The sequence below is a fragment of the Litchfieldia alkalitelluris genome, assembly GCF_002019645.1.
In the GTDB taxonomy this organism is placed as follows: domain Bacteria; phylum Bacillota; class Bacilli; order Bacillales; family Bacillaceae_L; genus Litchfieldia; species Litchfieldia alkalitelluris.
Window position 1 is genome coordinate 496,167 of sequence record NZ_KV917374.1, and the last position, 19,228, is coordinate 515,394.

Annotated in this window: 20 protein-coding genes and 1 riboswitch; of the genes, 12 read left to right on the plus strand and 8 right to left on the minus strand. The window is 36.9% G+C overall.

Translation table 11 applies throughout. The features are described 5' to 3' along the window. The first annotated feature begins 9 nt into the window (after positions 1-9). A complete protein-coding gene (locus tag BK579_RS02415) occupies positions 10-948 on the plus strand; it encodes an L-threonine 3-dehydrogenase (protein WP_078543356.1) in 939 nt (312 codons plus the stop codon). A gap of 99 nt (positions 949-1,047) precedes the next feature. After that, positions 1,048-1,141, plus strand: a riboswitch (cyclic di-GMP riboswitch). Between the two features lie 40 nt (positions 1,142-1,181). Continuing rightward, on the plus strand, positions 1,182-2,075 hold the full coding sequence (locus BK579_RS02420) for a hypothetical protein (protein WP_078543357.1): 894 nt from the start codon (positions 1,182-1,184) through the stop codon (positions 2,073-2,075). Positions 2,076-2,123: 48 nt separating this feature from the next. Here BK579_RS02420 and BK579_RS02425 read toward each other — a convergent pair whose 3' ends face one another. After that, positions 2,124-2,762, minus strand: a complete 639-nt coding sequence (locus BK579_RS02425; protein WP_078543358.1) for a pyridoxamine 5'-phosphate oxidase family protein — start codon at positions 2,760-2,762, stop codon at positions 2,124-2,126. Between the two features lie 152 nt (positions 2,763-2,914). On the opposite strand from BK579_RS02425, the gene BK579_RS02430 reads away from it, so the two are divergent. Together BK579_RS02430 and BK579_RS02435 are read left to right on the plus strand one after the other, a co-directional pair. Continuing rightward, positions 2,915-3,775, plus strand: coding sequence for a Cof-type HAD-IIB family hydrolase (locus BK579_RS02430; RefSeq protein WP_078543359.1), 861 nt, complete (start codon positions 2,915-2,917; stop codon positions 3,773-3,775). A gap of 523 nt (positions 3,776-4,298) precedes the next feature. Continuing rightward, positions 4,299-4,745: a GNAT family N-acetyltransferase gene (locus BK579_RS02435; protein ID WP_078543360.1), complete on the plus strand. Its 447-nt coding sequence runs from the start codon at positions 4,299-4,301 to the stop codon at positions 4,743-4,745. 27 nt (positions 4,746-4,772) lie between these two features. Here BK579_RS02435 and BK579_RS02440 read toward each other — a convergent pair whose 3' ends face one another. Then, on the minus strand, positions 4,773-6,275 hold the full coding sequence (locus tag BK579_RS02440) for a glycine betaine uptake BCCT transporter (RefSeq protein ID WP_078543361.1): 1,503 nt from the start codon (positions 6,273-6,275) through the stop codon (positions 4,773-4,775). Between the two features lie 269 nt (positions 6,276-6,544). Between BK579_RS02440 and BK579_RS25995 the strand changes: the two genes are divergently transcribed. Continuing rightward, positions 6,545-6,688, plus strand: coding sequence for a hypothetical protein (locus BK579_RS25995; protein WP_204524659.1), 144 nt, complete (start codon positions 6,545-6,547; stop codon positions 6,686-6,688). A gap of 121 nt (positions 6,689-6,809) precedes the next feature. Here the strand turns inward: BK579_RS25995 and BK579_RS02445 are convergent, their stop codons facing one another. Further along, the gene (locus BK579_RS02445) at positions 6,810-7,085 is read right to left on the minus strand and encodes an alpha/beta-type small acid-soluble spore protein (protein ID WP_078543362.1); all 276 of its coding nucleotides are present in this window, start codon (positions 7,083-7,085) and stop codon (positions 6,810-6,812) included. A 296-nt stretch (positions 7,086-7,381) separates the two neighbouring features. Here BK579_RS02445 and BK579_RS02450 point away from each other — a divergent pair, with 296 nt between their 5' ends. Continuing rightward, on the plus strand, positions 7,382-7,654 hold the full coding sequence (locus tag BK579_RS02450; protein WP_078543363.1) for an HU family DNA-binding protein: 273 nt from the start codon (positions 7,382-7,384) through the stop codon (positions 7,652-7,654). A gap of 34 nt (positions 7,655-7,688) precedes the next feature. Here BK579_RS02450 and pflA read toward each other — a convergent pair whose 3' ends face one another. After that, complete coding sequence (gene pflA, locus BK579_RS02455) at positions 7,689-8,414, minus strand: pyruvate formate-lyase-activating protein (RefSeq protein WP_078543364.1); 726 nt, start codon at positions 8,412-8,414, stop codon at positions 7,689-7,691. Positions 8,415-8,587: 173 nt separating this feature from the next. Further along, positions 8,588-10,816: a formate C-acetyltransferase gene (pflB, locus tag BK579_RS02460; protein ID WP_078543365.1), complete on the minus strand. Its 2,229-nt coding sequence runs from the start codon at positions 10,814-10,816 to the stop codon at positions 8,588-8,590. Between the two features lie 613 nt (positions 10,817-11,429). Here pflB and BK579_RS02470 point away from each other — a divergent pair. From BK579_RS02470 to BK579_RS02480, 3 genes are all read left to right on the plus strand, one after another. Next, on the plus strand, positions 11,430-11,696 hold the full coding sequence (locus tag BK579_RS02470; protein ID WP_078543367.1) for a YwdI family protein: 267 nt from the start codon (positions 11,430-11,432) through the stop codon (positions 11,694-11,696). A gap of 107 nt (positions 11,697-11,803) precedes the next feature. Beyond that, a complete protein-coding gene (locus tag BK579_RS02475) occupies positions 11,804-12,127 on the plus strand; it encodes a hypothetical protein (RefSeq protein ID WP_078543368.1) in 324 nt (107 codons plus the stop codon). 105 nt (positions 12,128-12,232) lie between these two features. After that, a complete protein-coding gene (locus BK579_RS02480; protein ID WP_078543369.1) occupies positions 12,233-12,604 on the plus strand; it encodes a DUF423 domain-containing protein in 372 nt (123 codons plus the stop codon). Positions 12,605-12,658: 54 nt separating this feature from the next. On the opposite strand, the gene gerQ is transcribed toward BK579_RS02480, so the two are convergent. Next, positions 12,659-13,213: a spore coat protein GerQ gene (gene gerQ, locus BK579_RS26230; protein ID WP_235848318.1), complete on the minus strand. Its 555-nt coding sequence runs from the start codon at positions 13,211-13,213 to the stop codon at positions 12,659-12,661. A gap of 457 nt (positions 13,214-13,670) precedes the next feature. After that, positions 13,671-14,417 carry a hydrogen peroxide-dependent heme synthase gene (gene hemQ, locus BK579_RS02490; RefSeq protein WP_078543370.1) on the minus strand — a complete coding sequence of 249 codons (747 nt, stop codon included), beginning with the start codon at positions 14,415-14,417 and terminating at the stop codon, positions 13,671-13,673. A 399-nt stretch (positions 14,418-14,816) separates the two neighbouring features. Between hemQ and pta the strand changes: the two genes are divergently transcribed. Both pta and BK579_RS02505 read left to right on the plus strand, forming a co-directional pair. Further along, positions 14,817-15,785, plus strand: a complete 969-nt coding sequence (gene pta, locus BK579_RS02495) for a phosphate acetyltransferase (protein ID WP_078543371.1) — start codon at positions 14,817-14,819, stop codon at positions 15,783-15,785. A 774-nt stretch (positions 15,786-16,559) separates the two neighbouring features. Continuing rightward, entirely contained in the window at positions 16,560-17,390 is an 831-nt protein-coding gene (locus BK579_RS02505) for an octanoyl-[GcvH]:protein N-octanoyltransferase (RefSeq protein ID WP_235848541.1), read from the plus strand. Positions 17,391-17,512: 122 nt separating this feature from the next. On the opposite strand, the gene BK579_RS02510 is transcribed toward BK579_RS02505, so the two are convergent. Continuing rightward, on the minus strand, positions 17,513-18,208 hold the full coding sequence (locus tag BK579_RS02510; RefSeq protein WP_235848319.1) for an RsfA family transcriptional regulator: 696 nt from the start codon (positions 18,206-18,208) through the stop codon (positions 17,513-17,515). Positions 18,209-18,685: 477 nt separating this feature from the next. Between BK579_RS02510 and BK579_RS02515 the strand changes: the two genes are divergently transcribed. Continuing rightward, a complete protein-coding gene (locus BK579_RS02515; protein WP_078543373.1) occupies positions 18,686-18,910 on the plus strand; it encodes a YuzB family protein in 225 nt (74 codons plus the stop codon). The last annotated feature ends 318 nt before the right edge of the window (positions 18,911-19,228 follow it).

Genomic DNA, 19,228 nt, shown 5'->3' on the forward strand with positions numbered 1-19,228 from the left:
GCGAGTAGAATGAAAAAGATACTAATAACTGGTGCACTTGGACAAATCGGTTCTGAACTAGTAATAAAAATGAGAAAAATCTATGGCATGAATAATGTGGTAGCTACAGATATACGGATGGGCGATGACATTCAATTAGGACCGTTTGAAATCGTAGATGTTACCGACCCGGCTGCCATCTATGATGTGGCAAAAAAACATAACGTAGATACGTTTATCCATCTGGCAGCATTGTTATCAGCAACCGCTGAGGCAAAGCCCCTATTAGCATGGAATATTAATATGGGTGGGCTTGTAAATGCGCTCGAAGTGGCAAGAGAACTAAATTGTAAGTTTTTCACTCCAAGCTCGATAGGGGCATTTGGACCATCTACACCCAAAATAAATACACCTCAAAATACGATCCAGCGACCAACTACGATGTATGGTGTAAACAAAGTCTCTGGTGAATTATTATGTGATTACTATTTTAATAAATTTGGGGTAGATACAAGAGGCTTAAGATTTCCGGGACTCATTTCTTACATGACACCTCCAGGTGGTGGGACAACGGATTATTCAGTTGAAATCTTCTATGAAGCGATAAAAAATAAAGCTTATACATCTTATATTGATAAAGGAACCTATATGGATATGATGTATATGCCTGATGCGTTAAATGCGATTGTGGATTTAATGGAGGCAGATCCTACTAAACTTATTAATCGGAATGCATATAATGTGACAGCCATGAGCTTTGAACCTGAACAGATTGCGAGCGAAATAAAACAGCATATTCCTGAATTTAAGATCGCCTACAAAGTAGACCCTGTACGTCAAGCGATTGCTGAAAGTTGGCCAGAATCGATTGACCCGAGTGCAGCTAAGCGAGAATGGGGCTTTAAAGCAACATTTGATCTTCCGAAAATGACAGAAGATATGTTATCTAAACTAGCCGTAACTTGTTAGTTAAAAAAGTGTCTGAATTCAGGCACTTTTTTTGTGGAAAATAGTTCTTTTGACACGCACAATAAGGACTAGCACCCTTTATACTAAAGGTATAAAAATACTTGAAAAAGGCAAACTTGTTGAAAGGCAAGGACGCAAAGTTATGGGCCTAACGATTTTTTCTTTAAAAATCTATGGTTGCCAAGCTGCCAGGCTCCTTTGACCAGAGCATGGCTTCAAAAGGAGAGCTGAAATTGAAGAAGGTAATGACCATTTGTTTGTTAATGTCTCTTGTATTGACCAATTTTTTAAATCCACAAGCTGTTTCAAAAGTTCATGCGCAAACCACTGCTTCAAAATCGACATGGTTATGGCATACAGCTGAGATTGCTACAAAATCAGCCGAACTACTTCATTTTGCTAGTGCGAACGGAGTTAATATAATCTATTTACAAGTCAATAAAAATGTGGCGATACAGCATTATAAAGATTTTATCAAAAGTGCAGCTGAAAAAGGCATTAAAGTATATGCATTAGATGGCGCACCAAATTGGGTAGCCCCTAAGGGAGCGATCTATCAAGATCAGTTCTTCCAATGGGTAACTGAATACCAAGAAGACGCTTTGCCAATCGAACGCTTTTCAGGTGTGCATCTAGACATTGAGCCATATTTGTACACTGGTTGGAATAGTAACTATAAAAAGACCGTACTAGCTTATCAGAACTTAATCTCAAAAGCAGCAGCAGCTTCAAGCTCGCTGGGTTTAACCTTTGGTGTTGATATGCCATTTTGGTTTGATGAAAGAATGTACAATAATACCTTTGGCAAAGGAACACTTTCTAGCTGGGTCATATCAAAAGTTGATACCACAACAGTCATGGTTTATCGCGATCAGGCAACAGGAGCTAATGGAATTATTGATTTAGTTAGAAATGAAATGAATGATGCAAATAAGCAAGGGAAAAAGATAGAAATTGCCGTTGAAACACTTCAATCATCAGAAGGGGATTTTATCTCTTTTTATGAAGAAGGACAATTCCATATGGACTCACAATTAAACTTAGTTGAAACAGAATTTAGTGGATACTCTAGCTTTCAAGGATTTGGTATTCACTATCTGCAAAGCTGGATGAATTTGAAGCCATAATACGTAAAACAGACAAAGTCCGATTTGGGTTTTGTCTGTTTTTTTTTATTAATTATACAATCGTTTCTTATAACTCTCGTCTAAAGCAATCATTACATCTCGTTCGGTTAATCCGGGTAGTTTTACATGATCGGCAATCATTTTATGTACAGATGGACGCTTTTCTTTGTTTGGCCAGGAGGCTGGGTTCCATAAATCTGAACGTTTAAAAGCCTTTGCGCAATGGATAAAACACTCCTCAATTTCAACCCCAATCCCTAATGTAGGAATATGCCCATTTACAGTCATCTTCCTCAAGTATTCTTGATCCTTAATAATATAAGCTTTGCCATTTATCCTTAAGGTCTCTTCTACCCCCGGAATGAGGAAAAGTAAGCCGACATAAGGATTGGTTAAAATATTACGCATGGAGTCCATACGTTTATTTCCAGGACGATCAGGGATAATAATGTGCTTTTCATCAACAATATAAACAAAGCCAGGTTGGTCACCTCTAGGTGAGACATCACAAGTCCCATTTCGGTGTGATGTAGACATCAGTAGGAATGGGGACATCTTAATAAAGTTTTTGCAGTGTTTATCGAGTGTTGTGATTACCTTATTTGAAGCAATTTTGCTTGGAGTTCCACCAATTAAAGCAGTTAATTCATCTATGGAGGCTACTTTATTCTTGAAAATTTCCGACATTACTCCAACTCCTACCCAGGGAAAATTGTTTTTACTGTTAAAATTATACATTACTTAAGACCGGTTTAGTTTTATTTTAAAGAAAACTTCTTTATAATTAACTCCAATAAGAAATAAAAAACGAATAAGCAACTTAGAAGGGTGTTGTAATTGTGATTAAATGTATTGCAATAGATATGGATGGAACTTTACTGAATGAACATCATGTCGTTAGTGAATTGAATAAAGAGGCCGTCGAATTTGCACAATCGAAAGGGATCGAAGTGGTTATTGCGACAGGTAGATCATATCATGAGGCAAAATACGCTTTAGATGAAGTAGGTATTAAGTGTCCAATCATTTGTGTAAATGGGGCAGAGGTGAGATCGATTTCAGGTGAGAGTGTATATGCGAGTCCCATCAGTCCAGATGTAACACTAAAAATCATGAAAGTGCTAGATGAATCGAAAGCTTATTATGAATTATATACTGCTGATGGAACATATTCTAAAGATTATGAACAAGCCTTAATCATTATCATGGATATCTTCATGAGTCCGAATCTAAAAGTAAATTATGAAGAAACGTTGGCAGAAGCAAAAAAGAGGTTCGAAAATGGACTTATTCATCTAGTGGATGACTTTCAACCAATAGTGAAGGAAATGAATAAGCCGGTGTATAAACTAATATCATTTTCATTTGATCAAAACGTACTTAAGGACCTAATGGAAAGACTGAAATCCATAGATGGAATTGCCCTAAGCTCATCAGGGAAAGAAAACATAGAAATTAACAGCATCGATGCCCAAAAAGGGATTGCCTTAACTGAATTTGTAAAACAAAGGGGAATTACACTACAGGAAACGATGGCAATCGGGGACAACTTTAATGATGTCTCAATGTTTACACAGGTAGGACGGGCTGTAGCAATGGGGAATGCTCCAGAAGACGTAAAAAAACACAGTCACTTTATAACAGAAGCAAATAGTGATGATGGTGTCGGAAAAGAAATATTAAGAGTACTTGAAAGGTAACAGTCATTTACCTAACAAAGGTTGTGCTGAATGCGTTTTTTTATAGTGCATTAAGGGCAGCTTTTTTTTCATACTCTGATGTCTATGACTTGCGAGAGCAAAAAGCGCCTCAGAGGCACACGCATCGTCCGAGGTTTTCCATGGGTGATTCACAGCGAAAGGAGATCTTTTTTCAGACAACCTTACTAAAAGGGCTTTTTAACTCCATGGATACTGAAACAACCTATCAAGTTTCCATCTGAGTTTGTCGAAAAATCAATATTTAAGATATTTCTAAAATAAAATGAGTGATTTCGAAAATAAAACTCTAATATCGAATGTATTCGACAAATTTTCGAAAATAAACTCCGAAATCTAAATGAAATGCTTTGAAATTTTGCAAAAACCCTTTCGTATCGATCACAAATTGTAGCGAATGTACTCTGCAAGTTATTTATGTACAGCCTTACCAAAAAAGAGGAATATTTTAAGTCTTATAGAAAAGATACAACATAATCTAATTTGCATCAGGGGAGAGGTATGAATGAAAATTATCAAGGCACAAGAAAAGCATGTTAATATAGCTAGTTTTTTATTCAATGAGTATCGCCTATTTTACCAACAGGAATATGACCTGGAAGGAGCTCGGAACTATATTTTAGAACGTCTAAAGCAGGGGGACTCTGTTATATTTTTAGCTTGTAGCGAGGATGAGAAAGAAGGTTATGGATTTACACAGCTATATCCATCATTTTCATCAGTATCGATGCGTAAAATTTGGATATTAAATGATTTGTTTGTAGCAGAAAATGCCAGGAGAAATGGAGTTGCAAAGTCACTCATGAATGCTGCAAAAGAATTAGCAGTGAAGACAGAAGCGAAAGGTCTTGCCCTTGAAACAGGAGAAGACAATGTCAATGCACAAAAATTATATGAATCGATAGGGTATGAAAAAGAGTCAGGAGTGTATCACTACTTTTTAACAGTGTAAAAATCCGGTCAGTTGACCGGATTTTTTTTAGGTAGGTCGTTTCTTTTTAGCAGCGGCAATTTCCCCTTGAAAGGATTTAAGCATAGAAAACGTTGTGAGAATGAGAATGATAGCAAGCGGAAATGCACTGACAATAATCGCAGTCTGCATCGCGCTTAAACCACCTGAAGCCATTAATACGACAGCTGAAAGAGCTAAGATGATACCCCAGCTATATTTGACGAAATTAGCGGGTTCAATAGAACCATTTGTTGTTTGCATTCCTAAAACGAAGGTAGCCGAATCTGCTGAAGTAATAAAAAATGTTGAAATTAACAGTAAAGTAATAATTGATAATACATTTGTTAATGGTAGCTGCTGATAAACATAGAATAATGCCGTCTCAACACTTTGTCCTGCAACATTTGTGCCCATGTTATAGTCCAAATAAATCCCTGTTCCACCAAATACCGCAAACCAGAAGGCGCATACAAGTGTAGGGACTAAAAGTACAGCAATAACAAACTCTCTTACTGTTCTACCTCTAGAGACACGAGCGATAAATGTGCCAACGAAAGGTGCCCAAGCAATCCACCAAGCCCAATAAAAGATCGTCCAACCCTGTACCCATGCGGCGCGCTCTTCATTAAAAGGTGCTAAACGCAGGCCCATGCTAGGCAAGTTTTGTATATAACCTCCAAGTGTAGTTGTAAAAAGGTCTAATAGAAATACAGTTGGTCCCATGAAAAGGAAAAGAAACAATAAGGCAACAGCTAAAATCATATTAGCATTACTTAAATACTTAATTCCGCGCTTAATTCCAGTTCCAGCTGAAATTAAAAATAATGCAGTAACAATACTGATGATGATCAATTGAACAGTGAAATTATAAGGAATTCCAAAAAGGTACTCTAATCCACCGTTGATTTGTTGAGAACCCAAACCAAGTGATGCGGCAACTCCGAATATCGTCGCAAAAACTGCGATACAATCAATGAGAACACCAATAGGGCCTTTCGTTTTTTCGCCAAGTAAAGGATAAAGAGTAGCACTCATTAATCCTGGCAAATCTTTTCTGAATTTATAATAAGCTAGAGCAAGTGCTATCGTTGCATATATTGCCCATGCATGAAATCCCCAATGCATATACGTATAACGAAGTGCGACTCTTGCCGCTTGACTTGAGCCAGGCTCAACATCAATTGGTGGGTTTGCAAAGTGAGATACTGGTTCAGATACACCGAAAAATAAAAGTCCGATACCCATACCTGCACTAAATAACATTGCGAACCAGGTTACATTTTTGAATTCTGGTTTATCAGTATCCTTTCCTAATTTAATCTTTCCATATTTACTAAAAATGAGAAATAGTGCAAAGATCAAGAAAAAGGTTGCTGTCAGCTGATAAAACCAACCAAAATTGACGAGGAAAAAACCTTGAGCAATACCCATTGCATTTTCTAAAGATGCTGGGAATGCGACACCCCATATAACAAACAATATAGCGATGACAATTGATATCCAGAATACACTTGTCACTTGTTTTCTCATCATGTCCCCTCCTTTTGCTTTTTCTATTGTTTGGATAGTTGTGAAGTTTTATGTACTAAATGAAAAATAAGGAAGATTATGTGTAATCTTCCGGAGGTTTGAAAATGATTTAGGTTATATAGTTCCATTTGTTATGCTCTACGCCCTTTCCGCGGGCGAGACCGTAAGCCGTCTCGTCGATTGTGGGTTCTATGGAGGTGTTCTGATTCCCTTCCTCATGCCAAAGAAGCAAGAAAGGGAACGAAAGGAGCGTTCTGATTCCCTTCCTCATGCCAAAGAAGCAAGAAAGGGAACGAAAGGAGTATTCTGATTCCCTTCCTCATGCCAAAAATCAAGAAAGGGAACGAAAGAAGTATTCTGATTCCCTTCCTCATGCCAAAAAGCAAAGAAAGGGAATGAAAGGAGTATTCTGATGCCTTACTCAAGGCACCAGAAACGCTAAATATTTTAATAGCTCTCCTAGAAATAAAGTAGTGTCCATTTTCTGTTCGTTGCGATAACTTCACGGGCCCGTTTGCTACAATTGAACTGCTTTTATTTTTTGATTAAATTATTCTGTGCCATTTTCACTAATTCTTTTACCATGCTGCCTCCAATTTGACCGCCGACTTTTCCCGCCTGCTTGGAGGTAAGTGTCCCGTTATAGCCTGTTTCTAAAGGCACTCCTATATCTTCTGCTACCTCATACTTAACTGCATCAGGATCTGTTGAGTCTGAGTGGTAGCCTTTTTCTTTCATAACCGCAGCTTTTAATTGATCTAGGCCTTCTCTTGCTTCTGGAACAAGTGGACGCCGTTTTCTTCTAGCCATTTAAAGCACCTCCTTTTTGTATTATGGCCAGTTGATAAGATTGATATGTTATGCCTTAGAGTTTAAAAATTCAGGAAATCACTCTAAATTCCTAAAAATCTTAACAAACTATTAAAAATCCCTATTTTTATATAAAAAAACAAAAATTTGTGTTTTAAATCCTTGATTTTTGGCTATTCTAGTGATGTAATTGTCACAACCACAAGATTAATAGTAAAATTTCAGTCTAAATGTTGCCAACGTAAGGAAAACGTGGTAAAAATGATATGTGTTCTTTAACGAGAGGAGAAATAAAAATGAATAAAACTGAATTAGTAACTGCAGTAGCAGAAAGCACAGAATTATCAAAAAAGGATGTAACAAAAGCAGTAGATGCTGTATTTGAAGCAATCCAAGATGCATTAGCAAAAGGTGATAAAGTACAATTAATCGGCTTTGGTAATTTCGAAGTTCGTGAGCGTTCAGCACGTAAAGGACGTAACCCACAAACTGGTGAAGAAATTGAAATTGCTGCTAGCAAAGTTCCTGCGTTCAAGCCAGGAAAAGCTTTAAAAGAAGCTGTAAATTAATGATAAAAAGCTGACTCAGATGAGTCAGCTTTTTTCAATCTATCAGAATACTAGTAGCCATCTGAACGACATCTTCAGTAGGTGGCTCAACATGTTCAAGAGGGTACTTCAAGCCAAGAGTTTGCCATTTATAAACCCCGAGCTTATGATAAGGTAGAATTTCTACTTTCTCGACATTTTCCAATGTATCAATAAATGCTCTTAAGTTTTGTAGATCTTCTTTGTTATCTGTGATCCCTGGGACTAAAACATGACGGATCCAAACAGGGATTTTTCGATCTGAGAGATACTTAGCAAATTCTAAAATATGCTCATTGGGTTTACCGGTTAACTTTATATGCTTTTTTGAGTTAATCTGTTTGATATCTAGCAATAATAAATCAGTATATTGTAAAACCTTTGCTAATTTCTCTTGAAATGAAGGATCGTTACTATAACATCCCCCAGAAGTATCAATGGTTGTATGAATACCTAGTTTTTTACATTCTTTAAATAAGGCTAGCAGAAAATCAAGTTGAAGTAACGGTTCCCCGCCACTAACAGTGATTCCACCTTTAGAGGCCTTAATAAACGGTAGATAGGTTTTTAGATCCTTTATAATCTCACTAACTGTTACCTCTCTGCCTTTACCAATTTCCCATGTGTCAGGGTTGTGACAGAACTGACATCTTAACAGGCAGCCTTGTGTGAAAATAATATAGCGTAATCCAGGACCATCCACCGTTCCACAAGATTCAATTGAATGTATATAACCGTTCATCGCCTGAAATCCTCCTTCTTGGGGATGAGACTGCACTACACAAGAAATTCCCCTAATAGATTTAATATAGATAGTATAAGCGAGTCTTTAAATTGTTACTGTGATATTTATTGCACTTAACTCTTCTAGCAGAAATACTGAAATGACCTAGTGTCATTTCAGTATTTCTTTGATTATAGATTATCGTGGAATGTACGGTTAATTACATCAATTTGTTGTTCACGAGTTAGTTTGATAAAGTTTACTGCATATCCAGATACACGAATGGTTAATTGTGGATATTCCTCTGGGTGCTCCATTGCGTCTAATAAAGTCTCGCGGTTAAATACATTGATATTTAGGTGATGACCAAACTTTTCAGAGTATCCATCTAGTATTGCTACTAAGTTTAGAACCTGTGTTTCATCTTCCTTACCTAAAGCTTTTGGTACAATTGAGAACGTGTTTGAAATACCATCTAAAGAAGAATCATATGGTAATTTTGCAACAGAGCTTAATGATGCTAATGCACCTTTTGTATCACGACCATGTAATGGGTTTGCACCTGGTGCAAATGGTTCTCCAGCACGTCTACCATCAGGTGTATTACCTGTTTTCTTACCGTAAACAACGTTAGAAGTAATTGTTAAAATAGACATTGTGTGTAAAGAATCACGGTATGTTTTATGCTTTCTAAGCTTAGTCATGAATGTGTTGACAAGATCGACTGCGATTTGGTCTACAGCATCATCATTGTTACCATACTTAGGGAACTCGCCATCAATTTCAAAGTCAACCACAAGCCCATTTTCATCACGGATTGTTTTAACAGTTGCATATTTGATTGCACTTAATGAGTCGGCCACAACAGATAAACCTGCAATACCAGTTGCCATTGTACGAAGGACATCTGTATCATGTAATGCCATCTCAATGCGCTCGTAAGAATATTTATCATGCATATAGTGGATTACATTTAATGTATTGATATATAGTTCAGCTAACCATTCCATCATTGTATCGAATTTCGCCATAACTTCTTTGTAATCTAATATTTCTGAAGTAATTGGAGCGAATTCTGGTCCTACTTGGAACTTTTGTTTTTCATCAACCCCGCCATTGATTGCGTATAGTAAAGCTTTAGCAAGGTTTGCACGAGCCCCAAAGAACTGCATTTGCTTACCTATTCTCATAGCAGATACGCAGCATGCGATCCCATAGTCATCGCCAAATTGTTCACGCATAATGTCATCATTTTCATATTGAATTGAACTTGTTTTGATAGACATTTTTGCACAGTATTTCTTGAATTCTTCAGGTAATTGTGTTGACCAAAGTACAGTTAAATTTGGCTCAGGTGCTGGGCCTAAATTATCTAATGTGTGCAAGAAACGGAATGAGTTCTTAGTCACCAATGGACGTCCATCTAATGCAACCCCACCGATTGATTCTGTCACCCAAGTTGGATCTCCGCTAAATAACTCATTATAGTCCGGTGTTCGAGCGAATTTCACAAGACGTAATTTCATAACAAAATGATCGACTAATTCTTGTGCCTCTTCTTCTGTTAAGTTTCCGTTTTCTAGGTCGCGCTCAATATAAATATCAAGGAATGAAGAGGTACGACCTAAACTCATTGCTGCACCATTCTGCTCTTTGATTGCTGCTAAATAGCCAAAGTATAACCATTGGAATGCTTCTTTTGCGTTTGTTGCTGGCTCTGAGATATCAAATCCGTAAGCAACTGCTAATTGTTTTAATTCTTGTAATGAACGAATTTGTTCAGAAAGCTCTTCGCGTAGTCGAATCACATCTTCAGACATGGTTCTTAGACCAGCGTTATTCAAATCATTCTTTTTGTCTTGTATTAAACGGTTTACACCATATAAAGCTATACGACGATAGTCACCGATGATTCTTCCACGACCATAAGCATCAGGTAAACCTGTAATGATTCCAGCTTTTCTAGCAGCTTTCATTTCAGAAGTATAAGCATCAAATACACCTTGGTTATGTGTTTTACGGTAATCACTGAAGATCTTACTTACTTCTTCACTTACTTTGAAGCCATAAGATTCAGCCGCTTGCTCAGCCATTCTAATTCCGCCATAAGGTTGAAGAGAACGTTTGAAGGGTTGATCAGTTTGAACTCCAACTACCTTTTCGATTTCTTGATTAAGATATCCTGGGCCATGAGAGGTGATAGTTGATACAATCTCAGTGTCCATATCAAGAACTCCACCATTATCACGTTCTTGTTTCGTTAGCTCGATTACTTGTTTCCAAAGTAATTTAGTGTTTTCTGTTGCATCTGCTAAAAACTCTTCACTTCCTAAATAAGGATTAATATTTGTCAAAATAAAATCTCGAACATTCACTTCTTTTGTCCATTTACCTTCTACAAAACCTTCCCAATGTTTCATATAGAAAACCTCCTTAAGTTTATATAACAGTTGTTAAAATATTTATATAACAGTTTCTACTATTAGCATACTACCTCATAGCAATTTATAACAGGGGGTAGTGGTGAAATATTTGTGAAATTTTGAGCATTATCTTTTTAAACCCTTTTATATAAGGGTTTAAAGATTAAAAATCTTTGTCATGAAGTTAGGGTGTTTCAAATCGTTAAAATTACTTTTTAAAATGAATTTTTGTAATAATACTATAACAGTTTTTGTGTAAATAAAATCTGTACTATAGTGTATTGGTTATTTTCGTGAAAATATCAGATAGATATGATAGAGTAAAATAGAAATTTTATTTAGTACTTAAAAAAATTTTATCACATTATAAATTTGACAACTGTGATGATTTTAACAGCTTGCTGAAAGAGGAATAATAATGGAGAAAAGAATTAATTGCTTTCATTGTGAACATTTTTATACAACCTGGGACCAAAACTTCCCAAAGGGGTGTAAAGCCTTTAATTTTAAAACGAAAAGTATGCCATCGATGGCTGTCCGTCAATCATCTGGGGCAAACTGTTTGAAATTTACGGAGAAAACGAAAAAACGATTGTTGAGGTGAATTATTGTGAACATTTCATTAACTCAAGTAATAGATAAAATGACTGCTGAACTAGTAAAAGCAAAGCAAGAAGATAACTATATAAAGGTAAGAGAAAGTCTTGTCATTATTAAGTCGTTATGTGAACTAGCTCTTGATGAAGAAGTAGAGATACATACAAGTGATCACTCAATTAAGCCGACTAATATAGATCCACGACCACCTTCATTAGCCCCTTCCAAACCAAAGCTCCAACTTGAAGATGGAAACGGTGATTCCTTGTTTGATTTTTAGAAAAGCTCTTTACAGATAAAGAAAAGTCCAAGATATTCCACCAATAACCTTTTTCTAACTTGGTAAATCTAATGAAGAGATGTATAGCTAAGAAGGAGGTTACACTCATGCAAAATCCAGCTTCAGGTGGAATTACAAATGGAAACAACGGTGGCAACTTTGTATTACCGTTTATTGATGAATTGGACGGAGATAATAGAAATGCAAAGTTAACAGAAGATCGTTATGAAATTTATGTGAACCAAGAATACGTGGGAAATAAAACCCTTTTAAATGAAAATGATACACTTGGTGATGTAGATGACTTTCTTAAAGTGCAAGGATTTACAAATTTCCAGTCATCTTTAAGTGGTGATCATTATGTGATTGAAGCTAGCGACAAATCGGAAGATATTAAAAATGCAATTTCTGTATATCTTCATAACCGATAATAAAAATGAGGGGAATTAGCCCCTCGTTTTTTTAATGCTTTTAAACTGATGTATGATGCTATAATGTACATATAAAAAGTAATTGTTTGGAGGGTTGATTTAGAAATGAAGATCTTTTTAATTCTAGGTGCAGTTAATGCATTTTTAGCAGTGGCATTAGGAGCTTTTGGAGCACACGGGCTCGAAGGTAAACTAACTGAGAAGTATTTAAAAGTATGGGAAACAGGTGTAACATACCATATGTACCATGCACTGGGATTGTTATTTATCGCATTTTTAGCAAATAAATTTCCAGACTCTGGGATGGTTAACCTCTCGGGTTGGTTAATGATGGTAGGGATTATACTCTTTTCCGGAAGTTTATATGTGTTAAGTACTTCAGGAATCAAGGTGTTAGGTGCTATTACACCTCTAGGTGGCGTCGCATTCTTAATAGCATGGGTTCTTGTGGTTTTAACAGCAATTAGAGAATTATAAATGTAAATTAACGTAAAAGGACCAACTCATTTAGAGTTGGTCTTTGTCTTAAGCCTATCTAGGTGCATAAGTGCTTAGCCCAGGAACTCCTGCTGCATACGGATATTCATAGTCAAGCTCTTCCTCAAAAGTAACATAATCTAAATAAACCATTAATAATAAATATCTCATACCGGTTTGTGGATCACTTAGAATGATATGATCACGACCTGCTGCTTCAATAATTCCTTTAAATACTTTTGCATTCCATTGTGCATTGTTTTCAAATGTCATATAAACAGTTGCAAGCTTTCCTTTATTTAAGCGTAGAATATTTTCAATATAAGATTGCTCTAAAGGTAACATACCTGGCTCTTGACCTAGAGCTGGCGCTGCTGTTGGCTGCTGATATGGCAATTGATAATAAGGCGTTTGTCCTGGTGCTTGCTGTTGATAAGTTACCGCTGGTGGTGCCTGGTAATTTCCTGGGTAACCATAGCCTGCTGTTGCTGTAGGATCCGTATAACCAGCATATGGGTTATATCCCGTGCTTGGAGAATAACCATACCCAGCATATGGGTTTTGCTGCCTTGCTTCATTTTCTTGATTTTGATTTTGTTGTTGACTCATGTAGAGTACCTCCTCGAATCGATAAGTATAGACGTACCTTTTTCTCTAAAAATGTTAGCTACCTTCAAACAAGTAAGTTCGATAAGTACTAGGGCATCCAGACTATAATGTGAATAGAAACAGTGCTTTGTGGAAAAATAACCCAAATAACTCTTTATTAGCATATGAATGAGGTGAAAATGGGTTCCAAAAAAGCCAAAAAAATTTTAAAATTGCTAACTAACAAGTCACTATAAACCTTATGAGGATTAGTGGAAATATATGCCAGTCCATCTTTAATTGTTTTATTTTCATTTTTAAAATCGCTCGAAGGAGATACATAACTGTATCAATTTTGGAGAGAGAATACAAACAACTTCATTGCAAAACCAATGAAGTGAAATTCGAACAATATAAAAAGTACACCTGTCACTAAAAAGGTGTACTTTAATAGAACTTCTTTTATCATGAGAAGTAATTAGTTAATATGTAAGAAATGATTTATATTCTCTTTTGGTAAAATATGGCCAACAAAGAATGTACCAAATTCTCCGTATCTAGCACTTACTTCATCAAAACGCATTTCATATACTAGCTTTTTAAATTGAAGAACATCATCAGAAAATAATGTCACTCCCCATTCATAATCATCAAATCCTACTGAACCTGAAATGATTTGCTTAACTTTCCCAGCATATTGACGTCCGATCATTCCGTGACTTCTCATTAAGTTACGGCGCTCTTCCATCGGCAGCATATACCAGTTATCGGTACCTAGACGGCGTTTGTCCATAGGATAGAAACAAACATATTTACTTTCTGGTAAAGTTGGATATAAACGTGCCAAAATCTGTGGGTTTTCGTAAGGATTCTCGCCAGCAGGTAAGTAGTTGCTAAGTTCTACAACAGAGACGTATGAATGAACTGGTATTGTAAATTCAGCTAGCTTTGATTTATTAAATTCCATTTCCATTTCATTGAGTTCTTCCATTGTTGGGCGTAAAAGCATCATCATAAAGTCAGCTTTTTGACCAATGATTGAATAAAGAGCCTGACTCCCTTGTTTCTCATCTTGGGCAATTTCCCATTTTTTTAATAACTCAACATATTCAGCAATAGCCGTTTGGCGCTCATCGTTTGAAATGCTTTTCCATAATGTCCAATCAATTGTACGGAAATCATGTAGACAATACCAACCATCTAACGTTTGTGCAGCTTCACTCATTTAAATCACTCCTATTTTATAACTAGTACAATCTATCCATAAATAATATATCATAGTTTAGCCGATAGCCAATGGATTAAACCCTTAAAACTCTGACAGTTTTATAAACATTGTTGGGCTCTTTTACGTCATATAAACTAAATTAAATTATATTTTCCGTCATTTTTTTTAAAAAGGTAAAAAAAGTTGTCACTCTACTTAGTTTATTATGTATTTAGGCGACATCTAAAAGTAGTAGATTTTACGAAAAAAAATACATTCAAGAATATAGGAGTAGGAACTGAAATATAAGGGAAAATAAAGTTGACATTCACAAAATTGTTAAAACACTTTTGTTGCATTTTATAAAAAAAGGTTTAACCTATAGGATGGTACATATAATTGCTAGGAGGATTTTCTGTGAGTTTATTTGATGTTTTGAAAGATAAAGTGTCTGGGAAACAACTAAAAATTGTCTTTCCTGAAGGTCTAGATGAGCGTATTTTAGCTGCTGTTAGCAGATTAGCAAAAGAAAACATTCTAACACCAATCGTGGTAGGAAATAAGGATGAAGTGAATCAAAAAGCAACTGCTCTTGGCGTTTCACTAGAAGGCGTAGAAGTGTTCGACCCTAACAACTATCCTGAGATGGACCAACTAGTTACTTCTTTTGTCGAAAGAAGAAAAGGGAAAGCAACTGAAGAGGATGCGCATAAAATACTGCTTGACGAAAACTACTTTGGAACAATGCTTGTATATACTAACAAAGCGCACGGTCTTGTAAGTGGTGCAGCTCACTCAACAGCTGACACTGTACGTCCAGCTTTACAAATCATTAAAACAAAAGCTGGAGTAAAGAAGACGTCTGGTGTATTCATTATGGTTCGTGAAGATGAAAAATATGTGTTCGCAGATTGTGCTATTAATATTTCTCCGGATAGTCAAGACCTTGCTGAAATTGCTATCGAAAGTGCAAGAACAGCTTCTATGTTTGAAATCGAACCAAGAGTTGCGATGCTAAGCTTCTCAACGAAAGGCTCAGCAAAATCTCCTGAGACGGAAAAAGTGGTTCAAGCAACAAAAATTGCTCAAGAACTAGATCCAAGCTTAGTTCTAGATGGTGAGTTCCAATTTGATGCTGCATTCGTTCCGTCGGTAGCAGAAAAGAAGGCACCAGGAGCAATCCTAAAAGGTGATGCTAATGTATTCATCTTCCCTAGCCTAGAGGCGGGTAATATTGGCTATAAAATTGCACAACGCTTAGGTAACTTTGAAGCAGTTGGGCCAATTCTACAAGGCCTTAATGCACCAGTCAATGACCTTTCGCGTGGGTGTAATGAAGAAGATGTGTATAAGCTAGCATTAATTACTGCTGCTCAAGCACTATAATAGTTTGAATGTTGAAAAGGATAGTCTAATTGGCTATCTTTTTTTTATTATTTGGAAAATGATGACGAGAATATTGGATATGGGCAGGAGATCATAAGTATTGGTTAGACTTACGAGTTGGAGAGAGTTCCACTCAAGAAGCCAGGATGCGGGGGAACGCTCCGTTAAAGAGAGTCTACGCGGAAATCCGACGAGTTTGAGGGAAAATCGGGCGGGAGGTACTCACGGAGAGGTTCGGACCGAAGAAAATCCGGCGGGTTTGAGGGGAAATCGGGCGGGAGGCCTTCACGAAGAGATCCCCGTCGAAGAAATCCGGCGAGTCAAGGGGAAAATCGGGCCGAAAAGAAAGGAAATCCGGCGGGTTTGAGGGAAAATCAGGCGAGAGGCCTTCACGGAGAGATCCCCGTCGAAGAAATCCGGCGAGTCAAGGGGGAAATCGGGCCGAAAAGAAAGGAAATCCGGCGGGTTTGAGGGGAAATCGGGCGGGAGGCCTTCACGGAGAGATCCCCGTCGAAGAAATCCGGCGAGTCAAGGGGGAAATCGGGCCGAAAAGAAAGGAAATGCGGCGGGTTTGAGGGGAAATCGGGCGGGAGGCCTTCACGGAGAGATCCCCGTCGAAGAAATCCGGCGCAAGGCCTTCATGCAGACAGCCACCCAAAAATATCCGAGATCTCCATACCGAAATGGAAGATGTACCTCGGCAATCCCATTCCACCGTTTTTCATGCTATAATGAGAACGTTTAGCTAGTAAAGTGATGCGATAGGAGTAATTCATAGTGAAAAGTCTATTAACACAGCCGGAATGGCGAATTATTGATCATACAAGTCTTGGTCCATCATTTGATGCGATGCAATCATTTGCCTATGACGATACACTTTGTTTTTCAGTTGGAAAAGGAAGCAGCCCCTCGACTACAAGAGCTTGGGTCCATCATAATACGATTGTTCTCGGCATCCAGGATACAAAGCTGCCGTTTTTAAAAGAAGGTAAAGAATTTTTAGAAAAACATGGCTATCGCGTGATAGTAAGAAATTCAGGTGGCCTTGCTGTTGTTTTGGACGAGGGTGTTCTTAATATCTCTCTTATCTTACCTGATGCACAAAAGCATATTGATATTAATCGTGGCTATGATGCCATGTTGGAGTTAATAAATGCACTATTAGTCGGTGAAGAAGTCTCAATTGATGCAAGGGAAATTGTAGGGTCTTATTGTCCTGGGAGCTATGATCTTAGTATTGCCGGGAAAAAGTTTGCGGGAATTTCACAGCGAAGATTAAGAGGCGGAATTGCTGTGCAAATTTATCTTTGTCTAACAAATAGTGGGGCAGAAAGAGCGGACTTAGTTCGCCAGTTCTATGAGATTTCTCTTAAAAATGAAGAAACGCGTTTTGACTTTCCGAAAATTGTACCAGAAACAATGGCATCTTTATCGGAATTACTTCAAAAGGAGCTTTCTGTTCAACAAATGATGCTAAGGTTACTGCAGATATTAAAAAGTAAAAGTAACCAAATTTTCACATCCCAAATAACAGCAAATGAAAGTAACCTTTTTCAGGAAAATTACCAGCGCATGGTTGAGCGGAATCACAAGGCTTTTATATAGAAGGTTTTGTTCTGGATATTTTTGGTGATATAATATTGCCACAGCATGAAAATAGCGCTTATAGCAAAAATAAACCCGCCTATCAGTTTGATAAGCGGGTTACTATTTAAATAGATAATTATTTATTCAGCAACCTTTTCTAGGTTTCCGTTACGATCCATCTTAAATTTTGTAGATGGACGCTCTTCTTCTTCAAATAGTACAAGCTTTCTTGCACGGTTCATGATTTTCATTAGTGTTTCATAGTCTTCTTGAATATTAAGTGATTTCTTTTCTAGTTGCTCTACTTTTTGTTCAAGTGCTTTATTGGCCTCTGCAATTTCTTTATTTTCTCTTTTTAATCTCTCATTCTCTTTTTGTAAAGCGGAAACTCCACTTGTTCTATTTTGCATAGTGCTTAGAAAAGAGATAACTTGATCGATTGTTAATTGAGCTTTAGTAATAGAAGCACTAAACGCAGTTGGATTTTCATTTATTACAGGCTTTTCATAATCAGTAACCTCAATATGTTCCTCAAAACTATCTAGTGATGGAACAGGTGGTGTATATAGTAATTTCTTTTTAACAGGCTGATGTTGACCTAAAGCACGCTGTCTTTGTTTTCTTTGTTTTTTCGCAAGTTGAAGGGCTTTTTCATAGTTATGTCTCACAACTGCATTCCAACGAAATCCGCAAGCTGCAGAAGTTCTATTTAATTCATCTCCTACCTCATCGAACGCATTTAATTGTGTACTACCTTCTCTAACATGTCTTAAAACAGTTTCTGCTAATAATAAATCGTTTTCTTCAGTCCAAGCATCTTGTCTTTCTTTTATCATTTTTTTCAACTCCTACTTCAAGTATAGTAATATTTTTCAACCATTTAAGTGGTTGATAGTTTTGCATTTTTTGTTAAACATATAATTGCGGTGATTTTGATATTTCTATAATTGACAAGTGTTCAGGATTTTATACATTAAAACTCTAAAAGGATAGTAGATTTGGTTATATTTAGTGTCTTGCCCAGTCACTTTTAGGTGGGATTATATTGTAATTGGCTTTGTTCAGTTGCATTAAAAGATAATAATATGTAAAATATCCTTTAGTATAAAAAGGCTCTTCTCTTAAAAAATGTTGGTTTTAAAATGAGTTTTAAAGTGGGAAATGTCATTTGTTAATAATTTCAGAAGAATGACGCGATAACACTTGGTTCAGTGTTAACACCACTTAAAATCATTCGCTTTTTAAGGTAGCCTATAATAATGGAGCAATTTCCTATACAAAATAGGAATCGATGATAGAAAGAAGGATTCAAGATGGCAAATGAGTTTAGAATATGTGATGACTGTCAAGCGACAAACATTAAGACACTAGTTCCTCGTTTGAAAAAAATAGATGAACAGGCATCAATAGATATTGCATGCCAATCCTACTGTGGACCAGGCCGAAAAAAATCGTTTGCGTTCGTAAACAACCGCCCAGTTTCCGCCCTTACCGAGGATGAACTAATCGAAAAAATTGAAAAAAAGCTAAGCAAGTAACAAGAATCACCTTTCGAGAATCACAACAAAGGTGATTTTTTCATTTAGAATGTTAATATCATACGAATGCAACTTGCTAACCCCAATAATTTTAAGGTTAGACTTCCATGCTAATTTGATTCGCAGCATGGAAACTGAAAATGTTTGCTCACCATGTGTGGAATGAGCGAAGAGCCACTTGACTCCTGCGGGATATGCGGTCAGCGTGAGACCCCGCAGGAGCCGTAAAGCGACGAGGAGGCTCACGAACCGCCCCGCGGAAAGCAAGTGGATCGCAGCGAATGACTCACTAAGCCTAGTTATTTTAACTAAAAAAAC